Genomic DNA, 26,218 nt, shown 5'->3' with positions numbered 1-26,218 from the left:
TGTATATGGTTTTCTTGTATGGAAGTCAAAGGAGCAGATTTAATAAAAATAACTGTAATTGGAAGTGGTATTGCGGGGTTAATGATAGCATCCCTTATGATCATGTATCTGCTAATTGTATTCAATTTTGGTATAATATTTATACCAACTGTTATATTGCAGAATGGAGGTAATCAAAATGAACCAGAAAGTAGAAGAGATTTTTAATCGAAAAGAAATTAAAATTTTACCATATTTAGGTGAATTTGCGGCAATTAAAGCAAAGGCATATAACACACCAATTGTATATATGGAAAACGGGAAAATTGTACATGAATATCCAGATGGAACCAAAAAATATGATCAAGAAATAAACGAAAAATGAGTATCTTTTATATATTTGCCGGAAACAATGGGTCTGGGAAAAGTTCTTTTAGGCAGCAGGCATTAGATGGATTTTATTCAGAAGTGGTTATGTACTACTTACTTGTAAGCGATGTGAAATTAAATATTAACCGGGTAAAATATAGACATCAGCAAGGTGGGCACTTTATCCCGACGGAAGATATAATAAGAAGGCATAAGCGATCCAGAGATAACTTACTAAAAATAAAAAATGAGATAGACCAGTTATTTATTATTGATAACTCGCAAAGAGAAAGTCATTTGATTGCTACTTTAGAAAAGGGAACAATCATATATACAGATGATAATTATACTGATTTATTACAAAGTAATCTTAAACTTTAATAGCACAAGGTGTAGAAAAAGTGAACAAATAGTTGTTATGGCCATCGTTGATATGAATGGCAGCTCTTTTATTATTTATTACTCAGTAATTTATGTATGGTTTTGATTCGAGCCATGGTATAGCCGAAATGTTTACCATGGTTAAGTGAGATAGTTATTGTATAATAAAAGTTCACAAAAGAAAAAAATGCAAGAGTTTTTGTATTCCCTCGAATTGTCTGTCATACTGTTGCTAATATTACTTAGTTCCCCTTCCATTTTACAGAAAACAAACCTTTTAATTGTTCTTTCAACTAATATTCTTAAAATAATTGATTATAAAGAGATATGTAGCGAAAGTGAAAACTACATAGAAGGGACTGATAAGTTGAAAATATTTATCGTGGAAGATGACTCAGTCATATCTAAAAAAATAAAAGAACACATAGAAAAATGGGGCTATGAAGGAGCGATAGCAGGAGACTTTCAGAATGTTCTCTCTGAAATGATTGCTTTTGATCCGCAATTGGTGCTGATGGATATTTCACTTCCATTTTTTAATGGGTATTACTGGTGTGGGGAAATACGAAAAGTATCGAAAATCCCCATTATTTTTATTTCTTCCGCTTCAGATAATTTAAATATTGTCCGTGCTGTAGAAATGGGGGCGGATGATTATATAGCCAAACCTTTTGATTTAGAAGTATTGATGGCAAAAATTCATGCTATTCTACGCCGGGCCTATGATTTTAGTGGAGCCAGCAATCTAATCGAGCATCAAGGATTAATTTTTAATGTGAATAATTTTACGATTTCTTTTGAGAATAAGACAGCAGAATTAACGAAGAATGAAGCTAAAATTTTTCAAAAACTTCTTGAAAATAGAGGGAAAATCATTAAACGGGATGAATTAATGATGACCTTGTGGGAATCAGACAGCTTTGTTGATGATAGTGCGTTATATACAAATGTGAACCGTTTAAGAAAGAAATTGGATCAAATGAGCCTGGAGAATTTCATTACGACAAAAAAAGGCGAAGGATATATCATCGAGGGATAATATGAAAATCTTTTTAACGTATTTAAACAATTATAAAGTACCGATGGCATTATGGATTCTGTTTGGCTTGATAAACATCATTATTGGTTATTTGTATCAGGTTCCGTTAGAGCGCTCTCTCCTTTGGCTGGCAATATGCGGGTTTATTGGAATTGCAGCCGCAGCTTTTCATTTTTATAACTATTACAAAAGCCACAAGGAGCTGACATTTCATCAAAGGCAAACGCATGTGGAAATAGAACAATTACCGCCGCCGGCCAATCTGATAGAAAACGACTATCAAGCTTTATTGGAAAAATTGAATGCAGCATTTTCCGAGCTGGAAAATACAAAAACACAAAATGAGCAGGAGATCTTAGATTATTTCACCATGTGGGTACACCAAATCAAGATACCAATTTCTGCTCTTCATTTAATTCTTCAAGATGAAGACAATGATGAAGTGTCTGAAGAAATGAAAGAACAGCTATTCAAAATTGAACAATATGTAGAATTGATCTTACAGTATGTACGGTTAGGAAGTGCTTCGACAGATTATCATTTTCAAAAGGTGGACCTGGATGTGATTGTCTGTGAAACAATAAAGAAATACGCTTCTATCTTTATTCGAAAAAAACTGCCTGTTCATTACGAGAGGATAAATCAGCGTATCATCACGGATTCAAAATGGCTGAGTTTTGTGTTGGAGCAAATTTTATCCAATGCGTTGAAATATACGAATGAAGGCTCTATCTCTATTTACTTGGAAGAAAATGCTATCGTAATCGAGGATACAGGTATCGGTATTCAACCGGAGGATATTCCTCGTGTAGGGGAAAGGAATTTCACAGGATTTACAGGCCGCCGGCATAAAAGCGCCAGTGGAATTGGACTTCATCTTTCCAAACAAATCCTGGCGAAGTTGGGGCATCGAATAAAAATAGAGTCAGAGCCTAAAAAAGGAACGAAGGTTTTTATTGTGTTTGATCCTAAACAAATAACAACAAAATAGCTAATCTAACAAAAATGTTAGAAACAAAGGAGAAATGTCAGATGGAACTGTGGAATGGCATTTCTCTTTTTTGCTATCGTATAAGTATCAACAAGAAAGTTGAGAAAGGAGATTATGATGACACTATTACAAGTTCAACATGTCATGAAAGTCTATACAACGAGGTTTGGAGGAAATCAGGTAGAAGCACTATCTGACGTCTCTTTCAGCGTAGACTCAGGAGATTATATAGCAATTATGGGTGAATCAGGATCTGGTAAAACGACGTTATTAAATATTCTTGCGGCATTAGATAAGCCGACACGCGGAAGTGTATTGCTGAATCGTAAGAATATTGTCCAAATACCTGAAAAAGAAATTTCTGCATTCCGGCGTAATAATCTGGGATTTGTGTTCCAGGACTTCAATCTATTGGATACTTTCTCTATCCAGGATAATATCTTTGTTCCATTAGTATTATCAGGGAAAAAACATAAGGAGATGGAACAAAAATTAAAGCCGATAGCAGAGAAGCTTGGTATTGAGCATATCTTAACCAAATTTCCGTATGAAATATCTGGAGGACAAAAGCAAAGAGCAGCGGTTGCCAGAGCATTGATTGCCGATCCAGAATTAGTATTGGCAGATGAACCGACCGGTGCACTGGATTCAAAATCCTCCGATGATCTTTTGCAGCATTTTGATTATATTAATGCAGAAGGACAGACAATTCTGATGGTTACACATAGCATTAAAGCTGCAAGTCATGCCAAGAGGGTATTGTTTATTAAAGATGGAAATATTTTTCATGAGTTGTATAAAGGGGAAATGTCAAATGAAGAAATGTTTCAAAAAATCTCCAATACACTTGCCATATTAGCTGCAGGGGAGGATGGAAATGCGTAATAGTTTTTATTGGAAAATGGCAGCAGACAGTATTCGTAAAAATTGGAAAATGTATTTCCCGTTTATCATTTCCTGTATTAGTACGATTATGATGACATATATCATCCAGGCATTGTCCACCAACCCGGGTCTTTCGGAAATTCCGGGCGGGGAGAACTTAAAAACGATTCTTTCTATGGGATATTTTGTATTGATTCTTTTTTCTACTATTTTCCTGTTTTATATGAACAGCTTTTTAATGAAAAACAGGAAAAGGGAATTCGGTGTATACAACATCTTGGGTATGGACAAAAAGCATATCATGAAAATGCTTGCTTTCGAAACATTTTATATTGCTGTATGCAGCATGATAATAGGGTTAATTGCAGGAACGATTCTTAATAAAGTATGTGTATTATTGATTCGCCAAATGATGGGAGCGGATGTAGCTCTTGGTTTTGAGTTTTCTTCTGAAGCGGTTGTATGGACACTCAGTTTTTTTATTATCATTTTCCTGTTGATTTTATTGGGCAACATCTCTCAAATCCGTTTAGCCAATCCGATTGATCTATTAAAAAGCGGAAATGTAGGTGAACAAGAGCCAAAAACGAAATGGGTTCTTTCGATTGTAGGTGTTCTATTAACAGGATGGGGATATTATATTGCGTTAACATTACAATCTCCGATTAGCGGCATGCCTTATGCCTTTCTTTCAGCCGTATTGATTATTGCCGGTACGTACCTGTTATTTACTACTGGTAGTATTGCTGTACTCAAAATCTTAAAAAACAATAAAAAATATTACTATCAGACCAGCCATTTTATCCCTGTTTCGGGCATGCTTTACCGGATGAAAAAGAATGCGGTAGGCCTTGGGAATATTACCGTTTTATCTGTTGGTGTGATTCTATTACTTTCTATTGCTGTTTCCTTATATATCGTATCTGGCAATAAAGAAGCTGATTCACAATATGCAGGTAACGTCATTTCAGAAGTCAGGCTACCAGAGGATGCAGATGAAACAGGGGAAGAAATCAAAGCAAAATTAAGGGAGCTGATTGATCAGACAGCTTCTGAGACCAACAATACAGTGACTGATGTATCCTCTTATACGTATCTTAATTTAGTGACACTTGCTGCGGACGATGGTTTTGAAGTCACAAAAGATGCCTATTCAATGTTAGCAAAACAGAGTCCGGCCAGTTTATATTTGACCGATCAGGAAAGTTATAATCAGTTAACCAGCGATAATGTATCGCTTGATGAAAATGAAGTCTATGTGCATGGAACAGATGACGAATATACAAAGGATACCCTTTCGCTGATGGATTTTCAATTTTCCGTCAATGTCATGGAGGATATGGAAGAATTCTCTTTAGACAATGAGACGACGAGTTTAATTAGCGATACCTATTACATTATCGTGGAAGATATCGAAACACTTCGTCAGATAGAACAGCAGCAAAAAGAAATAGTAGAGGACTATGCTGCAAGTACGAACGTATCTACACAAATCAGTTTAGAACAAGGTGCAGATGAACAGCAGGAAATAGAGTTTGGAGAGCAGCTGCGATCACACATGGAACAGGAAGGTATGGAAATTGTTGTCGTAGATAGCCGGACAGAAGCAGCGAGTGACTTACAAGCTCTCCGGAGCGGTGTCTTGTTCATCGTCTTGAATTTAGCAGTCTTACTATTGTTAATGACAGTACTGATTATTTACTATAAACAGACTTCCGAGGCGTATGATGATAAAGAGCGTTTTTCCATCCTGCAAAAAATTGGTCTGAATCAATCGGAAATAAAAAAAGCCATTAAATCTCAGATTTTAACCGTCTTTTTTCTACCGGTCATCGTAACAGGAATTCATATCTTAGCGATTTTCCTGCTAATGAGAAAATTGATGATTCTGGTTATGATCAATCAGGTAAATTTATTTCCAATCAGTGTACTTATCGCTTTCCTTGTTTTCCTGATTGTTTACGTGATTATTTACCGGATTACAGCACGCGTTTATTACAAGATTGTCCATTAAAATTATTATATGAAAGAGGTAAATCTTTATGCATTTAAGTCTATTTGAATTATTACTTGTCTTTGTTGGCGGGATTTTAATTTTAGGGATACAGTTTTTTCTTTCAACCAGGAAGAATCGATTCATGGGGCTTCTTTTTCCAATCGTGTCTCTGGGATATACCATATATATGTTTTTAAATTCAGAATTCTTTTCTGATATGGCCTTAAACATGAAGGCCTATATGTTCATTGCTCAAAATATCCCAACGATTGTTTTATTGGTGATTTACTTTATTTGCCGTTGGAACATGAATAGACGCAGGGAGAAATGAAGGGAAAGAGCTTTAAACACTGCAGTACTTGAATAAGCAATTTTCTTTTAGATTAAAATGAAGCCAAAGAAATAAGGAGCAGTACAAATGAAAAAATATTTACTAATCTTGATAGCTTTAACAACCACTTTTATTTTACTTGTTGGCTGCAGTTCTTCCAGCTCAAATGATGATGAAAATTTATTTAGTGAAACTATAGAAAAAGCCGGAAATAAAATTACCAGCTTTTTTGGTAAACCTTCATTAACAAAAGACAAATCATTAAAAGGAGAAAGAGCCCATGGAGACAATGATTATACAGGAACATATGAAGCGGTATATCAACAATTCTCTGGCAGAGAAAATCTGTTTGGCGGCGCATCACTTGATGGAAGTGAAGGAAAGACGATTCAGGTCACCTATAACGCTGACATCGAAAGCGGAGAAGCAAAAGTATTCTGGAATACCGCTGATTCAGACAAGCAATTATTATTTGAAGGTCAGGGAGAACAAACAGAAAACATTGACTTACAAGGGGGCTGGGAATATCTCAGCTTGGAAGGGGATGAACTGAAAGGAGATATACAGATAAAGATTGAATAAATAAGGTGATTAAATCATAGAAAAATTCTTTTTTTGATTCGTTACGGGGTTTATTATTTGATTTTTCAGAAATAATAAACCCTGATGATTTACTGAAAAAGGATGAATATCAAAGCCAGAAGTACCACCAGCCTTATTTGGAAGTATTTATCACAAGTCAATGACATTGTTTTGTACATACTAAAAAATAAGGAGGTGTCAGCAATGAGTAAAAAAAATAAAAACAAGAAAAATCAATTGTTTGAAGATAACAAAGGTGTCCAGGCAGTGCAAAATCAATTGAATGAAAGTTATCAAAGTGGAGTAGTGGAAGACCAATTAGAAAACAATAGGGGAATCCACCATTTTAATAACAAGAGCAGATAAAACGAAGATTTGATGGTAAAGCCACTACTGCCTGATTAGCCAATGTAATCAAGCAGTAATGGCTTTACATACATTTTATTCTATCCTAATACTGCTTGCGCTACAGCTAAACGGGCTGCCGGAATACGATATGGAGAACAAGATACATAATCAATACCGATCTGTTGGAAGAACCCGATCGATTCAGGATTACCGCCAACTTCACCGCAAATACCAATCATCATATTTTCTTTTGTTTGTCTGGCTTTGCTGACAGCAAGCTTTATCAATTCGCCTACACCGCTTTGGTCCAGAACTTGGAAAGGATCTTGCTGCATAATCTGTTTTTCTTTATAGACATTAATAAATTTACCAATATCATCCCGAGAGAATCCAAAAGTCATTTGAGTTAAATCATTGGTGCCAAAGCTGAAGAAATCGGCATTTTCTGCTAATTGATCAGCGATGATGCAGGCACGCGGTAATTCGATCATCGTCCCGATTTCATAAGGTAATGGCTCTATTTGATGCTCTTTAAATGTTGCTTCAATGGTTTCGGTTAAAAAGTTTTTAATGTAGTCCAGCTCTTCTTTTTCTGAAATCAAAGGAACCATGATTTCTGGACAAACGGTCAAGCCTTCTTCTGCCAATTGAATGGCGCTATTGAAAATCGCTTTGACCTGCATTTGATAAATGAGCGGTTCCGTGATTCCTAAACGGCAGCCACGATGGCCCAGCATTGGATTGGTTTCTTGTAATTGTTCAATTTGTTTTTCAACGCCAGACGGGTGTCTGTTTAGCTGTTCAGCCAATGACTTGATCTCATTGGTATCATGCGGTAAAAATTCATGCATCGGCGGATCAAGTAATCGAATCACCATTGGTTTATCTTGAACGGTTTTTAACATTTGATAGAAATCTTCTTGCTGGAAGCCTAATAATTTATTTAAAGCAAACTGAACTTCCTGTTCATCTTTAGCCAGAATTAAACGGCGCATTTCCAGCACACGTTCTTCGCCAAAAAACATATGCTCTGTTCGGGCTAAACCAATTCCTGTCGCGCCGAAATCAATCGCTGTTTGTAAGTCTTGTAATGTCTCAGCGTTCGCACGAACCTTTAACTCAGCGCATTCGTCAGCCCAGGTAAGTAATTGCTGTAAGCTCTGATCATTTTCAGGAACAATTGTAGGAATTTCCCCTAAATATAAGCTTCCTGTACTGCCATCAACAGAAATTGTATCGCCTTCTGTTAGCGTATGGCTGCCGCATAATACGGTTTTAGAGGTTTCATTGACTGATAATGCTTCACAGCCAGTGACACAGCAGGTTCCCATTCCTCTGGCAACCACTGCTGCATGCGAAGTCATCCCGCCTCGGCTGGTAACAATTGCTTCACTGACCACCATACCTTCAATATCTTCTGGAGAGGTTTCCTGACGGACCAAAATCACTTTTTTTCCTAAAGCAGTGTATTCTTTTGCTTTCTCAGCTGTAAAGACGATTACCCCTGTTGCCGCGCCCGGACTGGCAGGTAAACCAGCTGCAAAAGCTTCTGCTGTTATCAGTTTTTCTGTATCAAAGACCGGATGAATCAATTGATCGATTACCTCAGGAGAAACGCGCATAATTGCTTCTTTTTTGGAAATCAAACCTTCAGCTGCTAAATCCAAAGCAATTTTCAAGGTAGCTTTAGCGGTGCGTTTTCCGTTCCTGGTCTGCAAAATATACAGTTTGCCATTTTCGACTGTAAATTCGATATCCTGCATATCTTTATAATGCTGTTCCAGCTTATTCGAATATTTAATAAAATCATTATAAGCTTCTGGCAAGATGGTTTGTAAGGATTCGATTGGCTCAGGTGTACGAATCCCTGCAACCACATCTTCTCCTTGTGCATTGATTAGAAATTCCCCAAATAATTTATTGTCACCGATGGAGGGGTTGCGAGTGAAGACCACTCCTGTTCCGCTTTCCTCACCACTGTTACCAAAGACCATCGACTGGACATTAACTGCCGTACCTAAATGATGGGGAATATGATGCAGATCGCGATATACTTTCGCCCTTTGGTTATTCCAGGATTTGAAAACAGCCTTCGTTGCTTCAAATAATTGCTCCATTGGATCCTGTGGAAAGGCTACTTTATTTTTAAGGAATAAATTCTTGTACAGCTCGATGACATCGACATGCTCCGCTTCGTTAAAATCAGCTGCTTTTTTATTTAAACGGCTTTCTGTTTGATGCAGCAGCACATTGAATTGTTCTTTATGAATTCCGTAAACAACGTCCCCGAACATTTGTAAGAGACGGCGGTAGCAGTCAAAGGCAAAGTTCACATTGGTCAATTTTGCAAAAGCCTGCACTCTAAGGTCGTTTAAGCCAAGATTTAAAATGGTGTCCATCATACCAGGCATGGAAAAGGCAGCGCCGCTTCTCACAGAAACTAATAAAATATTTTCATCGGATATAAAAGATTTTCCCGTTTCTGATTCTAAACTTTGAATCGCTTTCAAAACTTCTGCTTTTAACTGTTCATCGAAAAAGGCTGCATCCGCTAAATAATTCATACAACATTCTGTGGTAATCGTAAACCCTTGGGGGACAGGTAAGCCTAAATGAGTCATTTCAGCGAGATTGGCGCCCTTGCCGCCTAACAAATCTTTGTTCTCACTTCGTCCTTCATGAAACGTATAGATTAATTTTTCCATGATTATACCTCCTACGATTTAATATGTGTCACATTTATTTAATAATCATCATATATGGAGTAAATATGTTTGTCAATACAGAATTATGCGATTATTCATTTGAATAATTCGTAAATATATGTATAATAAACTCATAATAAGCAAGAAAATGGTTTTAAAGCTTTCTTTTTTGGAGGTCCAGGCAATGAAATTAAGTGAAAGACAGGAACAAATCATTCAATTAGTAAAAGATTACCAACCAGTTAGTGGTGAAAAAATATCGGAGTTATTAGATGTTTCCAGGGCCACTTTACGTTCAGATTTATCTTTTTTAACATTAGCAGGTATTTTACAAGCCACACCAAAAATCGGCTACACGTATGCAGGTTCGGATTTAGAAACCTTTTTCTTTTTTAAGACCTTTGATACAAAAATCAATGAAATTATGATTCCACCCTTATTGATTAATCAAAACACATCAATTCGGGATGCAATCACCAATTTGTTTATTTATGATGTGGGTTCCTTGTATGTAGTGGACGAGGAAAAACTGCTGTTAGGTGTTTTATCCAGAAAGGACTTATTGAGGGCGTCACTAAATTCAGATATCGACAATACGCCCGTTGTGGTGTGTATGACACGAATACCACATATTAAAGTCTGTGAAAAAAACATCAATATACTGGAAGCTGCCACGATTTTACAAGACTTTGAAGTCGATTCACTTCCAGTCGTTGAAGAGGAAAATCACAAAAAAGTGATTGGTAAAATTACGAAGTCACGATTGCTCAATTATATTACGCAGCAAGCCAGAAATGCAGAATTAAACAAATAAAGGGGATGTCAATATATTATGGAAAATGAAATCATCGTCTATTCCATTTCAGATTCACTGGGAGAAACATCACAAAAGCTGCTAACAGCCGTCAGTGCACAATATCCAGATTTGAATTTTAATAAAAGCTACCGCTTTCCATTGGTAAATAGGGAAGAGGAGTTATTGGAAATTTTGGGTGATGCTTTAAAGGATAAAGCGATTGTTATAAGTACCTTAGTAAATCGTCAGCTGGCAAAAACTGCCCGAAATTTCAGCAAGCAAACCGGTCTGTTATATTTGGATTTGATGCATCCATTTTTTGAAATGATTCAAGAAAGAACCGGCTCGGAACCAATCGAAGAACCTGGAACGGTGCATAAATTAGATACGGAATACTTTAACCGCATAGCAGCTATTGAATTTGCGGTTAAATATGATGACGGTAAGAATCCGCAGGGTTTTGTAGACTCGGATCTGGTTTTGCTGGGCGTATCACGCACTTCAAAGACACCATTAAGTATGTATTTAGCTAATAAAGGATATAAGGTTTCCAATTTACCGCTGATTCCTGAGGTTCCATTACCGCAGATTTTGGAAAATGTAGATCCGCAGAAGCTGGTGGGGTTAGTTTGCCAGCCGGACAGTTTATCCAGAATTAGAAGTAATCGCTTAGATTCCTTAGGTTTAAGCCATTCAACCAGTTATACTGATTTAGAAAAAATCTATAATGAGCTCGAATACTCCCAACAGGTTTTTAAACGATTTGGTGTGTATACGATTGATGTGACAGACAAATCGATTGAAGAAACAGCTTATTTGATCGAAGAACATTTTAAAAATAGAATAATGGAATAATACCATACTCTCTCTATTGTATATGTATTTATACGGTGGAGAGAGTTTTTATGAGAGACAAAAAAAGACTGTATGAGGTAATGGAATGTAGTCTGGTGATTTATGAAAAATCCATTATCATGACAATGGATCAAAGCCAAATTCTTTCGTTATTTCCGAATGCCCAAGGTCTGTTATCTGAATAGAGCGATGCACTTTCCCATGTTTTATCCAACCCAATTCTAATAATCGATTCGTGATTGCCAGCGCAAAAGGGCCTGCAATATGAAATTTTCTCGCCGTCCAGTCAACATGGTATGGAATAACCGTATTGTCCATTTTTCTGGATGGATTGATGCCAAAGTGTTTCATCCATTCCAGTCCATTCTCTGTTAACAGACATCCATCCTTCAAATCTTTTACATAGCCAAGATGAATAAGTGCTTGTGTCAATTTAATTCCGATTTCTCCAGCTAAATGACCATAACAAGTCCTCCCGGCATAAAGTGCTTTTTTCTCCGTAGATTCTTTGAGTGATTTCACCTGAGAAGGGGGAGAAAGAATGGCAATTGCTTCAACTGCTTCTGCCACCTTAGAACTTGTTAGCATGTAATACCGATGCTTGCCTGACTTTTTTAAGACAATTAACGATCCTTCCATCAACTTTGCTAAATGGGCGCTCGCCGTTTGTGGAGATATCCCAGCCATAGAAGCAAGCTCTCCAGCAGGTAAAGCACGGCCATCCAGTAAAGCTATCAGCATTGTCATACGTACAGGATTTCCAATAAGTTTTGCGGTAGAAGAAATATTATCATATACAGACATGTTGCTTTACCTCCTATTGAAGCATTTGATGAAAGTATATCATCTAATTATTTCGACGGCACACGAAATATTCTGTTGCTATAATGCTTCTATCTTAAAAAATGGGAGTGTTGGGTAATGGATAAATGGACAAATCAACTGATTATATTCACAGCAGGTACGGGGATGTTTTTATCAACGTTGGATACTGGAATTATTAATGTAGCTTTACCGACGCTGGTTCGTTCTTTCAATTCATCCATGTCTATGATGACTTGGACAATCACTTTGTATACACTGGGCCTTGTTTCTACAATTATTATTTTTGGCCGTATAGGGGATAAATTTGGCCGCTTAAGAATCTATACTTTAGGTTTAATTGTCTTTTTGATCGCATCCATTGCTTGCGGTTTGGCAGTTTCTCCAACAATGCTTATTTTATCCCGTGCATTACAAGGAGTTGGAGCAGCTTTGCTACAAAGTACTGCAGCAGCGATTATTTCTACATCCCTTCCAAAAAAAGAGCAGGGGGCTGCTTTCGGGACGTTAGGTATGTTGATCGGCTTAGGCCCTGTTCTCGGACCGGCTATCGGAGGATTGCTTCTTTCTACCGGTTCATGGAGATGGATCTTCTGGATAAACATACCTTTTATTATTTTCGGTCTGCTTGGATGCAGATATATCGCAAATCTTATTCAAGAAACGAAAAATTCTATTTCTATTAATTGGATAGGGAATATTTTATTAGCTTTGACCAGTTTTTCGCTTTTGTGGAGCATTTCTACACTTCCGGAAAAGGGATTTTGGAGCACATCTGTGATAGGAGCGTTTTTGTTCTTTATATTATTTCTGCTTGGATTTTTAGTTTGGGAAAGAAAAGCGGCACAGCCAATTTTAGATTTAAAACAGTGGAAGAAATCAGCTTTTATTTTACCTGTTGCAGGAATATTTGTCCTTGGCGGCAGCACATCACTTGGTTTTATTATTCCGCCATATTTTTTAGAGGAAGTCATTCACCTGTTACCATGGCAGATTGGTTTGTTTAATTTATCCGCTCCTTTAGGACTGATGGTGTTTTCCAATATTTCTGGAGGATTGATAGATAAAAAGGGGACCTGCCGTCTGATGGTATATGGATTAGTTCTGATGGCAAGCTCTTATACTATTTTAACAATGATGCAGGCTTCATGGTCTTTATTGTACCTTGTTGTACTATTATTCGTATTTGGGGCAGGAGCCGGCATTTTTATGCCGGCAAATACTTCCGCCATTATGAATGCAGCAAGTATGGAAATCCAGGGTGTTGCCGGAGCAATTCAACGTATGGTGCAAAATCTTGGTATTGCCATCTATGCAGCGGTTGCCTCCGCGTTTATTTCCGGTTATTCAGAAAGAGATATAGCCGGGTTAATGAGTGGAATTAGAGGTGCCTGGGCGTTCGCAGCTGTCTCGTTATTAGTTGTCTTTATTGTCTTTTTGTATGGACATAGATCCAGAAAGTATTGAAAAATCATTTTATTGATACCAACCTAAAAATGTATAGTATTTCTCATTAGAGAAGTAACAATGAATGACTTGATTATTAAAGGGAATTTAGTATAGGATTCAGAAACTTATGATACTCTTAGGTTAACTAAATTTGCTGTAAAACACTGAGAACCTTTCGTTTTCTAATTCGTATATGTCGCAAGGATAGGTGGGAATTTATTTATGAAGAAAGTGTTTGATGTTACATATGAAGGACACCATATTCAAGTAGTTAATACCTGGTTTAATGGTGAAAAGTTATACATTGATGGTAAATTACAGGATGAAAATTTAGGTATCGCATTGAGAGCAACTTTGAGAGGAATTCTAAAAAAGAATGATCAAATTACAAAAAATATTAAAGTAAGCCTCGGTGGTATTTTTGCAATAAAATGCAAGATTTTTGCAGATAATGTTTTGGTTTTCAGTAAATAGATAGCCTTTTATGCTTCTTAAACTAAAGGGGCTTTAGTGGAATAGAACATTATTACCAAATAGAACTCCCAGAAAAAGGGAAGTTCTAATTTTTTTACCTTATATCAACAATAAACTTTAACATAGCCTTTTAGTAAAATGGATTCTTGTATATTTGCAGTAATATACAAGTTTTGAGGTGATGATACAAGTTTGGTTCCTTTTAAACCACATTACTTTAAAGATTTTGGGATTAATCGTATATTACATTTTCAACTTTCGCACCTTAAAAAATAACTTGCTTATCACTGGGACGTGTGTTGGTCGTTCCTTCCATCTATCTCTTGACAAAGCGTATACTCTCTCCAGAAGAAAGAAGGTAACGTGTAAGGCCACCGCTGCGGCGAACCGTTTTGCTTTCCTAGGGGCATGCTCTTCAGCTAACTTTTGCCAAGAAGAGCACTTGGCAAAAGTGGATCTTCAGATGATGCTAATCCCTCAGGAGTCAAAACGGTCCGCCTCCGCTAGAAAGGGATTCTATACCTTTTAATACAACGGGGCCAATAGAAATTAGATAGTAAAAAACATATTTTTCGTGGTGCATATAAAAATGTTCCATTACGATTACTTTCTTTTCATAAAAACTATTCCCGATATTTACTATTCATGCTGTGTGGTGTGTCATCATTTAAATTGCCAAATCAACCATTTGAAACACTAAAATGATCTTTTCATCAGGCAAAAAGCAATGATTTCATCCAACTCCATCAGGCTATGATTCCTTTCATTCGCTGCAGAAGCCTAACTGAGCGCAGACCAACCACGTAGACTCCTATGGGAACAGGGCGAGCTGAAGATCCGCTTGAAAAGCGGTTTTCTTTTCAAGTTAGCTGAAGCCGTCCCCATGGAAAGCGTAGTGGTTGGTCGGAGCGGAACTATGCACAATCTTAATTTCAATAAAAAGATGACAAAATGCAGGCAGGATAATGAAGAACATGCTTATCTTGTATGGTAAGGTATAGATGTCTATTCTCAGGTTCGAAAGTTGAGTTACATTGTAAATTTGCTTAATCGTATTTTTATTGAAATCCCCGAAAAAAAGTATTATTATTTAATATGTTACAGGTTTTTATGCTGGCGTAGCACAGTTGGCAGTGCGCATCACTCGTAATGATGAGGTCGGAGGTTCGAACCCTCTCGCCAGCACCATTCCATGGAGAAGTACCCAAGCCCGGCTGAAGGGGACGCACTCGAAATGCGTTAGGATAGGCAACTGTCGCGTGGGTTCGAATCCCACCTTCTCCGTTTTTAGAAAACTAATGTACTCTTCTTAGGTGAACTAGCTTCCATTAAAGCCAGAGCATTCGATACACCGATCGCTTATATAGAGGACGGTAAAATTGTTCATGAGTATCCAGATGAAAAAAAAGTATACGTTAATTAATGACATGATTTAGCAGATAAATCTGTGCCAGCTTTGCTATTGCTCACGAAGAAACAGCAAAGAGCGCACAGCGAACCACTCATTAATAGACGAGTTTATTAAAAGCAGTAAAAAAATAATATATAATTATAAGAACCATCACCTTTTAGAATAGGGATGGTTCTTTTTATCTTATAAATACTTCTAGAAATGTTTTAACTGACAATGCTCTAATAAAACATTTAAATTATGATTGCTGCATGGTAGAGATATCACTTTAAATTAATCATTAAAAGGCATTGCATAATGTAGATCACTACTATGCAGTGCCTTTTTTCATTCGGCTGATAGCCCGTTACTGGAACATTCATTATACCAAAAACAGACAAACTATTTAACTTCAAAGATATGGAACATACTAGTGAATGACAAGCGGCATCTATCAAACAGCATTTTGTTAATAAGCATATTGACAACCCGTCATTTTTGGGATAAACTTACTAATTGATAATGATTATCAATACCAATTAGTATTGGTCTATTGTACTGCTAATAGAATTTTATATAAAAGTTTAGTTGTTATCAACGATATATAACAGAAAGGAGCCTACTAATTTTAATTTAGCTAATCAGTGATGTAGTTGATTCATATGGGATACATAAAAAATAATGGAAGAGGGAAGGACATACAAATGAAAACATACAAAAAAATGCAAATAGGAGCATTGCTCATTTTATTTATATGCATGATTGCACTGGCTGCATGTTCATCGGATTCGAAATCTACAAAGGACGAAGAAGACACTGAATCAAATAGCGGCTCTGAAGAAGCAGGGGAATATCCAATCACTATAGAACACGCTTTTGGAGAAACGGAAATTGAAAGCAAGCCCGAACGCGTGGTTACCATTCAATGGGGAAATCAAGATGTTGCGTTGGCACTTGGCGTTGTACCAGTAGGGTTTTCAGAAGCGAATTTTGGGGTTCAACAAGATGATAATGGTTTACTGCCTTGGACGGCAGAAAAACTTGAAGAGCTTGATGCCACAGATCCGAATGTATTCCAAGATACAGATGGGCTTGATTTTGAGGCAATTTCAGATGCGCAGCCAGATGTTATTCTTGCAGCTTACTCTGGTATTACACAGGAAGATTACGATTTGCTAAGTGAAATTGCACCGGTTGTGGCATACCCAACCTCTCCTTGGACAACTACATGGCGTGAGCAGGTGCTTTATAATGCAAAAGGCATGGGGATGGAAGCAGAGGGAGAACAGCTTATTACAGATGTAGAAGATACAATCGATGAAAAATTGAAGGAATATCCCGAAATTGAAGGAAAGAAAGTAGTATGGGTCAATTTTTCAGCGGAAGATACGTCTCAATTGCACATCTATACACCGATTGATTCTCGCGGGGCTTTCTTATATGAATTAGGACTGGAATATCCAGAAAGCATAACTGAAATGATTGAAGATGAAGATAGTTATTCCTTGAATTTAAGTGCTGAAAATGCCGGAGCGTTAAATGATGCAGATATCATTGTCGGTTATGGTAATGAAGCATTATTAGAAACGCTTCAAGATGATCCATTGCTTGGCAAAATTCCTGCAATTGAAAGAGGTTCTGTTGCTTTTATTGATAGTGATACACCTTTAGTAGCTGCTGGAACTCCAACTCCGCTTTCCATTACTTATACAATTGATGAATACTTGGAATTAATTGGAGGAGCTGTTGAAAATATAAATGAATAGATTTTCGGGTACAAAATTAAAACAGGTAAACCCGCACATTCCAAAATATTTTGTAATCGTTCTGATAGTTAGTTTTATCTTACTTGTAGTATGTGTGATTGTTTCTCTGGTGTTTGGATCAAAAATGGTTGGTTTTGATGAAGTAATAGATGGGTTATTTCACCCAAATACAACATCTTATGATGCAAATATTGTTCGTAATAGGATCCCCCGAACTATTTTTAGTCTATTATGCGGTGTAGCGCTCGGGGTTTCGGGAGCTCTTATGCAATCCGTTACCCGTAACCCGCTTGCAGATCCAAGTATACTTGGAGTGAATACAGGGGCATCATTATTTGTGGTTATTGGCATTGCTTTCTTCAATATCAGTAGTGCGAATCAATATATTTGGCTTGCTTTAGTTGGTGCTGCATTTACTACAGTTATTGTTTTTGGAATTGGCTCGCTGGGGCGTAACGGTGCTACACCCATTAAGCTTGTTTTGGCGGGGACAGCTACAAGTGCAGCTTTATCTTCGTTTGTCACTGCGATTTTGATTCCACGCTCTCACACCATGGAGCAATTTCGATTTTGGCAAGTAGGGAGTGTCGGTTCAGGATCGTGGGATAGTATCACTACATTTGCTCCTTTTCTGGTCACTGGGGTACTAATAGCAATTCTTACAGCTCCTGCATTAAATGCGATGGCATTAGGCGATGAAGCTGCTACGGGTTTAGGTGTGCGAACAGGGATTCTCCGGTTCGCTTCTTCCCTTGGGGCTGTTCTTTTATGTGGAGCTGCTACTGCTTTAGCAGGCCCAATCGGCTTTATTGGTTTATTATCAACGCATGTCATGCGCCTTGTACTCGGACCTGATTTGCGATTTGTGATCCCGATGTCAGCAATCTCTGGAGCGATTATTTTAACATTGTCAGACGTAGCCGGCAGACTAATTGGCAGTCCGGGTGAGTTGGAAGTTGGTGTGGTGACTGCATTTATAGGAGCACCATTATTAATTACATTAGCTATTAGATCGAAAGTGAGTTCATTATGAGAAATAATTCTGTTACATACATTATGGAAGGCAGACAGCAAAGGCGCCGCCGCTGGATTATCGTGACAAGTATTCTTACAGCTTTAGCATGTATTCTATGTCTTCTTATGTTATTACTGGGGAACACGATTTATCCAATAAAGGATGTTATCCGGACGCTTACAGGGGAGCAAATTCAAGGTGTTTCTTTTGCGGTTAATGTAATACGGCTGCCGAGAATGCTGGCAGGCTTATTTGCAGGATTTGCATTCGGTATTGCCGGAACTATTTTTCAAACGTTGTTTCGTAATCCCTTAGCAAATCCTAACGTGCTTGGTATCACAAGTGGTTCAAGTGCCACAGCGGTGTTTTGTATCGTTATTTTGCAGGCGGGTAATGCTGTTATTTCTATTGCATCGTTGATTGCAGGTCTCATTACCGTCATTGTAATTTATGGATTATCTGGAATAAGAGGGTTTTCAATTGGAAGGTTAATTCTGATTGGTATTGGCGTCCAGGCAATGTTTGATGCCCTTATATCTTATTTGATGCTCGTCAGTGCTGAACAAAACCTCCCTGCAGCACTTAGATGGCTTAACGGCAGCCTGAACGGTTCGCAAATGCATGATTTACCGCCTCTGATAATATCTGTTTTCATCTTAGTTCCTATCATTATTCTTTTAACAAAACATTTAAGTATACTGGAGCTTGGAGAGCAATCAGCCATTTCCCTTGGAGTGAATACAGATATAACCAGGATGATGCTTATTTTAAGTTCTGTAATCATGATTGCTTTGGCAACCTCAACAACAGGACCAATTGCATTTATTACCTTCCTTGCGGGACCAATTGCTAAAAGACTGGTAGGGGCGGGATTTTCAACGATCATTCCTGCTGGTCTTGTAGGTGCGAATATTGTTTTAGCCTCTGATTTAATTGGACAATTTGCCTTTGATGTCAGATTTCCAGTCGGTGTCATAACGGGAATCATTGGAGCGCCATACTTGATTTACTTACTGATTCGAATGAATCAAAGGGGAGAATTATAATGAAACCGGAACATGTTTTTGAAGTGGACCAAATAGTAGCTGGCTATGATCATAAAACGATTATTAAAGAAGTGAATCTTGTTATTCCTAATAATAAAATAAGTGTCATTATTGGACCAAATGCATGTGGTAAGTCTACCCTGCTTAAAACGATGGCCAGATTATTAAAACCTGCTTCAGGAGAGGTTGTACTTGATGGGAAGTCCATTGAAAAAATACCCTCTAAAAAATTAGCCCGGACACTTGGACTTTTACCGCAATCTCCTATTGTTCCAGAGGGAATCTCGGTTGCAGATTTAGTGGGGAGAGGGAGATTTCCGCATCAATCCTTACTCAGTGGATGGTCAAAGAAGGATTATGAAGCAGTAGCTGAGGCAATGGACATTATGAATATTACCAAACTGGCCAATTATCATATAGATGAACTTTCAGGTGGACAAAGACAACGGGTCTGGATTGCAATGGCTCTGGCCCAACAAACTGATATCCTATTTCTTGATGAGCCTACAACCTTTTTAGATATTACGTATCAGGTTGAAATTTTAGATTTACTTACGGATCTTAACCATAAATATGGAACAACAATTGTGATGGTTCTTCATGATATTAATCTATCTGCACGCTATGCACACAATATTTTTGCGATGCACAGTGGAAAATTAATGGCAGAAGGTAAGCCATCCGAAGTGATTACAAGTACGTTGATTAAGGATATATTTGGATTAAATTGTCAGGTGATAGAGGACCCGGTTTCAGGATCACCTTCTGTAGTCCCCATTGGACGACATCATATCAATTATTCTTAAACTTATTTAATGACTGTTATTAGATAAATCGATATTTGGAGGTTTATGAATATGCTTTCATTACAATATCATTATACAATGGCTGTACTTAAATTAATAAATAATAAGCGAAATATGGCTAAAAAGGGTGAAGCTTTTGATGAAATGATGCGTAATTTGCCTGAAAAGCAACGTTTTAAATTTCCTGAAAACAAATTTAAAAATTATCATGTCGAAAAAACGGCGGTTCATAATAGAGATTGTTATCGAATAAAGAAAAAAGGTAAAACACCATCTAAAGCAGTCATTTATTTCTTTGGTGGAGGATTTATTGCACCGCCATCAGGAAATGATTTTAAACAGGTTATAAAAATAATAAATCATCTGGATGTAGAAATCATTATTCCGTTTTATCCATTGCTGCCAAATGTAAACTTCTCAAAAATTTGTGAAGCAGGGTTACAAACATATGAACTTGCATTAGAAGATTACGAGGCAAAATATATACAAATCATTGGTTTTTCTGCAGGCGCTTCTTTATGTTTATATATCTTTTCTTATATGAAAAAGACCAATCGAAATTTACCGTATCCAAACCATATGATGCTCTGTTCACCAGCAGCGGATGTACCACCTAAAGAAAAAGAACTCAGACATATGTATCGCTTAAATAAATATGATAGAATAATGCATCCAGCTTTTATGGTTGAATTGACACGTTATATGAATGAAGAAGAATTTAAAGGGCTGTCAACGACCATCAACTTTGATATGACAGGTTTATGTCCTTTTACAATAATGCTTGGCACCCGTGAAATATTTTATGCTTATTTAGAAAGGTTTATTGACGTAGAAAAGCAATACAATTTAAATATTAATTATATTATTGGAGAAAAAATGTGCCATTGTTGGCCACTGTTTGGCAACACTAAAGAAGGTAAGCAAGGATTTAATCAAATGATTAAAGAAATGCAATATCACTTTAAGTCATAATGTTCAAAAAAATAATTAAAGAGGGATACTGGCAGAACGGCAAACCGTTATAAAACAAAATGTAGAGTTGGCATCAAGCGTTGCTCAAATACTACCTATACTGTCATTAGAACGGCATAGAAATAATAGCGGAGGGTGTCGAACTGGTTAAATTTCCAATTAGGGAGGGTTGTTAAATGACGACAGAATGCAAGGATGTAACAATTATTGGTGGCGGCTCAGCAGGTTTATATGCGGCCTTCTATTGTGGAATGCGGGATTTATCCGCCCGCATTATCGAATTTAAACCTGAGCTTGGAGGCAAGGTTCATGTCTATCCAGAAAAAATGATTTGGGATGTAGGAGGTATAACGCCGATTACCGGCGCTCAATTGATAGAGCAGATGAAAGAGCAGGCGTGTACATTTGATCCGGAAATTATTTTAAAGGAAAAAGTGGAAAAGTTGGAAAAGAATCAAGAGGAGCTTTTTGTGGTAACTACTCATACAGGACACGAATACGTGAGCAGAACAGTTATTCTGGCAACTGGGGGAGGAATCTTTGAACCAATTAAATTAGATATAGAAGGAGCGGATCGTTTTGAAGCCAGCAATCTTCATTATACGGTTCAGAGTCTTGAGGAATTTAAAGATAAAAAAATAGTCATTTCCGGTGGTGGAGATACGGCCATTGACTGGGTCAACGAACTGGAGCCCATCGCAGAAAAAGTATCATTGATTTATCGCGGGGAGGAATTCAAAGCGATGGAAGCACACATCGCTCATCTGGAAGCCTCCTCTGCCAGTATCTATAAAAATACGAAGATAGAGAAGCTGATTGCTGATGAGGACGGCCATCGTATCAAAGAAATCCTGACAAAAAATCAAAAAACCGGTGAAGAGGTCCAATTTGAAGCGGATGACTTAATCATTAATTATGGTTATGACAGGGAACTGAAATTTATTAAAGAAAGTCCATTACAAATAGAGCTGGAACGTGACTTTTTCGTGAAAGGATCTGGTAAAGCTGAAACAAACATAGACGGTTTATATGCTGCTGGTGATATTCTTTCATTTGATGGCAAAGTACGATTAATCGCTGGAGCATATAATGATGCGGCAAATGCAGTAAACCAGGCAAAATTATATATGAAGCCTGACTCAAATAAAGAGATTTATATTTCTTCTCATAACTCTAAATTTGATGCGAAAAACAGAGAGCTGCTTCCGCATTTATATACTAAAAAGTAAAAGAAATTTATAAGCGCTGCATAGTAATCATCTACACTATGCAGCGCTGCTTTTTCTTATTCGGCTAATCTGTAATAAAGTTTGAAATTCCTTTAGTTACTCGTCGTCAACAAAATAAGCTTTTTAATAATGAAAAAGTTTGGTATATTTAAATTAATCCGTGAAATTTACAATTACAATTATTTGGGCAGAGTCTAGTATATGGAGGGAGTTCATTAATATGAAACGAATTAATTACTCGATACAGTTAGTAAATCTGATGGAGCCTGTATCGAGGTTAACCTAAGTCTATCTATCAGTTAACTGTATCGTCCACATAATAAAAAAAGTGGAGGGTTAGTTATTATGAATATAAATGCGCTAAAAACCGAATGGACAAAATATGAAGAAGTGAAATTTGAAGGTTGGGATTTTTCTTATATAATGGATGATTGGGAAAATGAAGCTCTTCCATGGAATTATGCTGGAATCGTAAACAAGTACTTGTCTCCAGCTTTAGAATTACTCGATATGGGTACAGGAGGCGGAGAGTTTCTTCTATCTTTAAACCATCCTTATGGAAAAACATCGGTAACAGAAGGCTGGCAGCCAAATATTGAGCTTTTAAAAAGAAAATTAGTTCCTTTAGGGATAAATCTAGCTTCAATTGATAACGATGACATCATTGATTATGATGATAATAGTTTTGATATCATTATGAATAGACATGAATCATTTAATGTTAATGAAGTAAAAAGAGTATTAAGACCAAATGGTGTGTTTATCACTCAACAGGTTGGCGGAAAAAATGGAAACCGATTATCAAATATGCTTATTCCTGATTTTCAACCTAAATTTAGAACCTTAAATTTGAGAAATACTCAACACGAACTAAAGGAAAGTAATTTTGAGATTGTGTTTGCTAATGAATATTTTCCTTACCAAAAATTTTTTAATATGAAAGCTCTAATTTACTATGCAAAGGTTATTGAGTGGGAATTTCCGGCATTTAATGTAAAGGATAACTTTGAACAGCTGTTGAATGCCTATAAAGAATTAACATTAAATGGCTATATTTTAAACTATGAACATCGATTTATAATAGTTGCTTATAATCATAAATAAATCTTATAAAACGATAAAAAACCCGTCTTGAATAAATGCTCAAGACGGGTTTTTTATCTAAGGACCAAAGAACATTTTTGTTTTTGACAGCTTGGATTTTCACCAACTGATTTATATGTCTCTAAAAAGTAGGACTAGATATATTTTTAAACATAAAAGCAGTTGACATCGCCTTATTATTTATGATACGATTCGTATCGTAATGTAAAAGGTGGGTATTTAAATAATGAAGGAAATTTCAGATTACACACAAAAAAATGCAGGGCGTCCACGTAGTCAAAAGGCACATCAAGCAATATTATCTGCAACGCGATCACTTATGCTAGAGACAGGTATTTCAAAACTACGAATTGAAAAAGTTGCAGAAAAAGCTGGCGTAGGAAAAACGACTATTTATAGGAGGTGGAAAACAAAGGAAGATTTAGTTTCGGAGGCATTCGGTTCCATTGCTGATAAAGTTCAAATCCCGAATACCGGCAACAAAATTGAAGATCTTCTCAAAATTGCAAAGGGAATGATTGAATCAGTTAGCCAGTCATTTGGAGTTTCGGTACAAAAAGTAACACCTATTATTTTAGAAATAATCAGTAACCCGGAACTAATGAGAATGTATCGAGAGCAATACATTCTACCACGTCGACAGATATTTACCCATATACTAGAAGAGAGTATCGAAAGTGGACAAATTCGTTCGGATGTAGATATTGATCTTGTTATTGACCAGTTAATAGGCACTTACTTTTATTTTGCGTTAATGGGAGAGGATATTTCAACATTGGACAATCGGTTTCGAAAAGCTGCCCACCAGTTAGTTGAAGGAATAGGAACTAAAGATTTTCATTAATAATACACAAAAGGTTGGAGGAGATTTAATGAGTTTCGAAGAAGGAAGAAGTGGCGTTCGTCCCTATTTGTTTCAAGACCAGGAAATGGACTTTCAATTAATGCGTACTTTGGCAACAATGAGCGAAGGAGGGGCAGAAATAGGAGAAATTTTACAGGTTGTTCAAAATACAGAAGATGGGAACATATATAGTTTTGCGAGTGCTTGGTCAGAAATCGCAGGAATCGTAGAGCATATTGCAAAACAACAAGAAAAAAATAGACGATCTGGTGGATTTTTATACCTGCGGGCTGCCAGTTATTATCGTTCTGCTATGGGAATATTATCTCCAAAACATCCAGATCACCAACGGTATTGGGAGCAGTCTTACATAATGTTTGAAAAAGCATGCGACCTATTAGATGAACCTTTTGTAAAACTGGATGTCTCGTATAAAGAAGGCATTCTTCCTTGTTACCTATTTACACCACAGAGTGAAAAATCGTCCAACCCTACACTCATTGTAGCTACCGGAGGAGAAGGAACTGCGATGGAAATGTACTTGTGGATTGGAAGAGAATGTCTTCGCCGCGGATACAATGTGCTACTTTTTGAAGGGCCGCATAACCCGGGAGCGAATTATCTGTCAGGATTATCGATGGAAGAACCAGAGGATTGTGAAAAGTCCGTTTCTTCAGCGATTAATCAATTAGAAGCAATTGATCAAATTAACCCTAAAAAAATAGCCATAACAGGATATAGCTTTGGAGGATTTGTTGCGATTCGTGCCGCAGCTAATGATAATCGAATTCAAGCATTAATTCCAAATTCACCTTTACGCAGTTTGCATGACCTATTGCGCACTGTTTTAACAGAAGAAGTGCAGCAATTACCGCCTGAAAAACTTGATCAAATGATGTCTGATGGTGAAAAAGCAATTATAGACGTGGCAATGAGGTCTTTTGGTGCTCAAACATTACATGAATTAATGACCAAACTGGATCATTTCCGTGTTAATGGATTGGAGGAAAAAATCGAATGTCCTACTTTATCATTAACTGGTGAAGAAGATGGAGAGGAGATCATCAATCAAGCACAGCAATTCCATGTAAATATATCTTCTTCTAAAAAACTTTTGAAGGTTTTTTCAGTCAAAGAAGGCGCCGCTGCTCATTGTCAAGTAAATAATTTAAGTCGTATGCGTCAAGTTACTTTTGAATTTCTGGACGATGTGTTCAAATAGATTGATTTTTTTAATCCACCTTTTCTGGAACACTGCTCATTTTTTGTCAGATGAGTTTATATAATAACCAATTGGAGGCAGCAGCGATGTTAAAATTATTTCAATACAACTGGCAAGTTCGTGATGATTGGTTTACATGGTGCGAAGATATACCAGATAAAGAATTATTAAAGAATCGAGTCGGCGGGTTCGGCAGTATTCTGCATACGCTATTTCATATAGTAGATGTAGAATATATGTGGATCATGGGTTTGAGTGGTGAACCAGTGCCAGAGGAGCCTTTATTTAAGGATTATGCCAGCTTACAAAAAGTGAAAAATCTTTCAGCTCAATATCATAAGAAAGTGAAGCCATTTGTAAATTCCTGGACAAATGAAATGGATTCTCGGAAACTTTCAGAAAATGATTTCAATGAAGAACCGATTAGCTCTAGAGATATGCCGATTAGACGTCGAGTTATTGAATGTACACACGGAGAGATTATACGTCATGTCATTGTCCACGAAATCCATCATATTGGTCAGTTATCAATATGGGCACGTGAAATAGGGAAGGAGCCTGTTTCTGCCAACCTCAGAGGAAGAGGGCTATTCAATAATTGAAGGGAAAAAGGAAGCTTTATAGAAAACTTCTTCGAATAAAACTCAAGAATCTACCTTGGTTAACTTATTTAAGGATAGACTCTTGAGTTTTATTTATTAAATTATTTCAGTCGGAAACATATCCCTAAAAATGATTTAACTCCGCTAAATCAAGACGCAAAAGTACGGGACATTCAAACCGAGGAAGTAAGTAAAACATTATTCACATATGTAGTCTGGA

24 protein-coding genes and 2 tRNA genes are annotated in these 26,218 nt (G+C 37.0%); 24 read left to right on the top strand and 2 right to left on the bottom strand.

All coding sequences use genetic code 11. The annotated features are described in order from the left end of the window. Positions 1-178: 178 nt before the first annotated feature. The 8 genes from IEX29_RS09690 (at position 179) to IEX29_RS09655 (ending at position 6,919) form a co-directional block, all read left to right on the top strand. Entirely contained in the window at positions 179-364 is a 186-nt protein-coding gene (locus IEX29_RS09690; RefSeq protein WP_188734256.1) for a hypothetical protein, read from the top strand. Continuing rightward, the gene (locus tag IEX29_RS09685; RefSeq protein WP_188734255.1) at positions 361-729 is read left to right on the top strand and encodes a hypothetical protein; all 369 of its coding nucleotides are present in this window, start codon (positions 361-363) and stop codon (positions 727-729) included. Before IEX29_RS09690 ends, IEX29_RS09685 begins: the two co-directional genes overlap by 4 nt. A 367-nt stretch (positions 730-1,096) precedes the next feature. Next, positions 1,097-1,768 carry a response regulator transcription factor gene (locus tag IEX29_RS09680; RefSeq protein ID WP_229720156.1) on the top strand — a complete coding sequence of 224 codons (672 nt, stop codon included), beginning with the start codon at positions 1,097-1,099 and terminating at the stop codon, positions 1,766-1,768. A 1-nt stretch (position 1,769) separates the two neighbouring features. After that, positions 1,770-2,759 carry a sensor histidine kinase gene (locus IEX29_RS09675; protein WP_188734254.1) on the top strand — a complete coding sequence of 330 codons (990 nt, stop codon included), beginning with the start codon at positions 1,770-1,772 and terminating at the stop codon, positions 2,757-2,759. A gap of 117 nt (positions 2,760-2,876) precedes the next feature. Beyond that, positions 2,877-3,644: an ABC transporter ATP-binding protein gene (locus tag IEX29_RS09670; RefSeq protein ID WP_188734435.1), complete on the top strand. Its 768-nt coding sequence runs from the start codon at positions 2,877-2,879 to the stop codon at positions 3,642-3,644. Further along, positions 3,637-5,658 (top strand): ABC transporter permease, encoded by a 2,022-nt coding sequence (locus IEX29_RS09665; protein WP_188734253.1) that lies wholly within the window; start codon positions 3,637-3,639, stop codon positions 5,656-5,658. The genes IEX29_RS09670 and IEX29_RS09665 overlap by 8 nt, the downstream gene beginning before the upstream one ends. A gap of 400 nt (positions 5,659-6,058) precedes the next feature. Then, a complete protein-coding gene (locus IEX29_RS09660) occupies positions 6,059-6,553 on the top strand; it encodes a hypothetical protein (protein ID WP_188734252.1) in 495 nt (164 codons plus the stop codon). Between the two features lie 204 nt (positions 6,554-6,757). Continuing rightward, positions 6,758-6,919 carry a hypothetical protein gene (locus IEX29_RS09655; protein ID WP_175297063.1) on the top strand — a complete coding sequence of 54 codons (162 nt, stop codon included), beginning with the start codon at positions 6,758-6,760 and terminating at the stop codon, positions 6,917-6,919. Between the two features lie 80 nt (positions 6,920-6,999). Here IEX29_RS09655 and ppdK read toward each other — a convergent pair whose 3' ends face one another. Beyond that, the gene (gene ppdK, locus IEX29_RS09650; RefSeq protein ID WP_188734251.1) at positions 7,000-9,606 is read right to left on the bottom strand and encodes a pyruvate, phosphate dikinase; all 2,607 of its coding nucleotides are present in this window, start codon (positions 9,604-9,606) and stop codon (positions 7,000-7,002) included. A 184-nt stretch (positions 9,607-9,790) separates the two neighbouring features. On the opposite strand from ppdK, the gene IEX29_RS09645 reads away from it, so the two are divergent. Both IEX29_RS09645 and IEX29_RS09640 read left to right on the top strand, forming a co-directional pair. Continuing rightward, positions 9,791-10,420 carry a CBS domain-containing protein gene (locus IEX29_RS09645; RefSeq protein WP_188734250.1) on the top strand — a complete coding sequence of 210 codons (630 nt, stop codon included), beginning with the start codon at positions 9,791-9,793 and terminating at the stop codon, positions 10,418-10,420. Between the two features lie 18 nt (positions 10,421-10,438). Then, positions 10,439-11,257 (top strand): pyruvate, water dikinase regulatory protein, encoded by an 819-nt coding sequence (locus tag IEX29_RS09640; RefSeq protein WP_188734249.1) that lies wholly within the window; start codon positions 10,439-10,441, stop codon positions 11,255-11,257. A gap of 117 nt (positions 11,258-11,374) precedes the next feature. Here IEX29_RS09640 and IEX29_RS09635 read toward each other — a convergent pair whose 3' ends face one another. Then, the gene (locus IEX29_RS09635; protein ID WP_188734248.1) at positions 11,375-12,061 is read right to left on the bottom strand and encodes an ArsR/SmtB family transcription factor; all 687 of its coding nucleotides are present in this window, start codon (positions 12,059-12,061) and stop codon (positions 11,375-11,377) included. A 117-nt stretch (positions 12,062-12,178) separates the two neighbouring features. On the opposite strand from IEX29_RS09635, the gene IEX29_RS09630 reads away from it, so the two are divergent. The 14 genes from IEX29_RS09630 to IEX29_RS09565 all read left to right on the top strand — a co-directional run bounded on the left by IEX29_RS09630 (position 12,179) and on the right by IEX29_RS09565 (position 25,998). After that, positions 12,179-13,546 carry an MFS transporter gene (locus IEX29_RS09630; RefSeq protein ID WP_188734247.1) on the top strand — a complete coding sequence of 456 codons (1,368 nt, stop codon included), beginning with the start codon at positions 12,179-12,181 and terminating at the stop codon, positions 13,544-13,546. 204 nt (positions 13,547-13,750) lie between these two features. After that, on the top strand, positions 13,751-14,002 hold the full coding sequence (locus tag IEX29_RS09625; protein WP_188734246.1) for a hypothetical protein: 252 nt from the start codon (positions 13,751-13,753) through the stop codon (positions 14,000-14,002). 1,112 nt (positions 14,003-15,114) lie between these two features. Beyond that, positions 15,115-15,190: transfer RNA gene (locus IEX29_RS09620), tRNA-Thr, on the top strand. A gap of 6 nt (positions 15,191-15,196) precedes the next feature. Continuing rightward, positions 15,197-15,286, top strand: a tRNA-Ser gene (locus IEX29_RS09615). Between the two features lie 810 nt (positions 15,287-16,096). Further along, positions 16,097-17,158, top strand: a complete 1,062-nt coding sequence (locus IEX29_RS09610) for an iron-siderophore ABC transporter substrate-binding protein (RefSeq protein ID WP_229720155.1) — start codon at positions 16,097-16,099, stop codon at positions 17,156-17,158. Continuing rightward, a complete protein-coding gene (locus IEX29_RS09605; RefSeq protein ID WP_188734245.1) occupies positions 17,151-18,191 on the top strand; it encodes a FecCD family ABC transporter permease in 1,041 nt (346 codons plus the stop codon). The genes IEX29_RS09610 and IEX29_RS09605 overlap by 8 nt, the downstream gene beginning before the upstream one ends. Next, positions 18,188-19,219, top strand: a complete 1,032-nt coding sequence (locus IEX29_RS09600) for a FecCD family ABC transporter permease (RefSeq protein ID WP_188734244.1) — start codon at positions 18,188-18,190, stop codon at positions 19,217-19,219. Before IEX29_RS09605 ends, IEX29_RS09600 begins: the two co-directional genes overlap by 4 nt. Then, positions 19,219-20,025, top strand: coding sequence for an ABC transporter ATP-binding protein (locus IEX29_RS09595; protein ID WP_188734243.1), 807 nt, complete (start codon positions 19,219-19,221; stop codon positions 20,023-20,025). The genes IEX29_RS09600 and IEX29_RS09595 overlap by 1 nt, the downstream gene beginning before the upstream one ends. 51 nt (positions 20,026-20,076) lie before the next feature. Continuing rightward, positions 20,077-20,997: an alpha/beta hydrolase gene (locus IEX29_RS09590; protein ID WP_188734242.1), complete on the top strand. Its 921-nt coding sequence runs from the start codon at positions 20,077-20,079 to the stop codon at positions 20,995-20,997. 176 nt (positions 20,998-21,173) lie between these two features. Then, entirely contained in the window at positions 21,174-22,226 is a 1,053-nt protein-coding gene (locus tag IEX29_RS09585) for an NAD(P)/FAD-dependent oxidoreductase (RefSeq protein WP_188734241.1), read from the top strand. Between the two features lie 345 nt (positions 22,227-22,571). Continuing rightward, positions 22,572-23,330, top strand: a complete 759-nt coding sequence (locus IEX29_RS09580; RefSeq protein WP_188734240.1) for a methyltransferase domain-containing protein — start codon at positions 22,572-22,574, stop codon at positions 23,328-23,330. Positions 23,331-23,556: 226 nt separating this feature from the next. Further along, positions 23,557-24,174: a TetR/AcrR family transcriptional regulator gene (locus IEX29_RS09575; RefSeq protein ID WP_188734239.1), complete on the top strand. Its 618-nt coding sequence runs from the start codon at positions 23,557-23,559 to the stop codon at positions 24,172-24,174. Positions 24,175-24,202: 28 nt separating this feature from the next. Continuing rightward, the gene (locus IEX29_RS09570; protein ID WP_188734238.1) at positions 24,203-25,396 is read left to right on the top strand and encodes an alpha/beta hydrolase family protein; all 1,194 of its coding nucleotides are present in this window, start codon (positions 24,203-24,205) and stop codon (positions 25,394-25,396) included. 86 nt (positions 25,397-25,482) lie between these two features. Beyond that, a complete protein-coding gene (locus IEX29_RS09565; protein WP_188734237.1) occupies positions 25,483-25,998 on the top strand; it encodes a DinB family protein in 516 nt (171 codons plus the stop codon). Positions 25,999-26,218: the final 220 nt, after the last annotated feature.

Origin of the sequence: Oceanobacillus neutriphilus, from assembly GCF_014645515.1 — a bacterium.
Taxonomy (GTDB): Bacteria; Bacillota; Bacilli; order Bacillales; family Amphibacillaceae; genus Oceanobacillus; species Oceanobacillus neutriphilus.
Note: the sequence above shows the minus strand (reverse complement) of the source record. Positions and strands in the feature narration are given on the sequence as shown.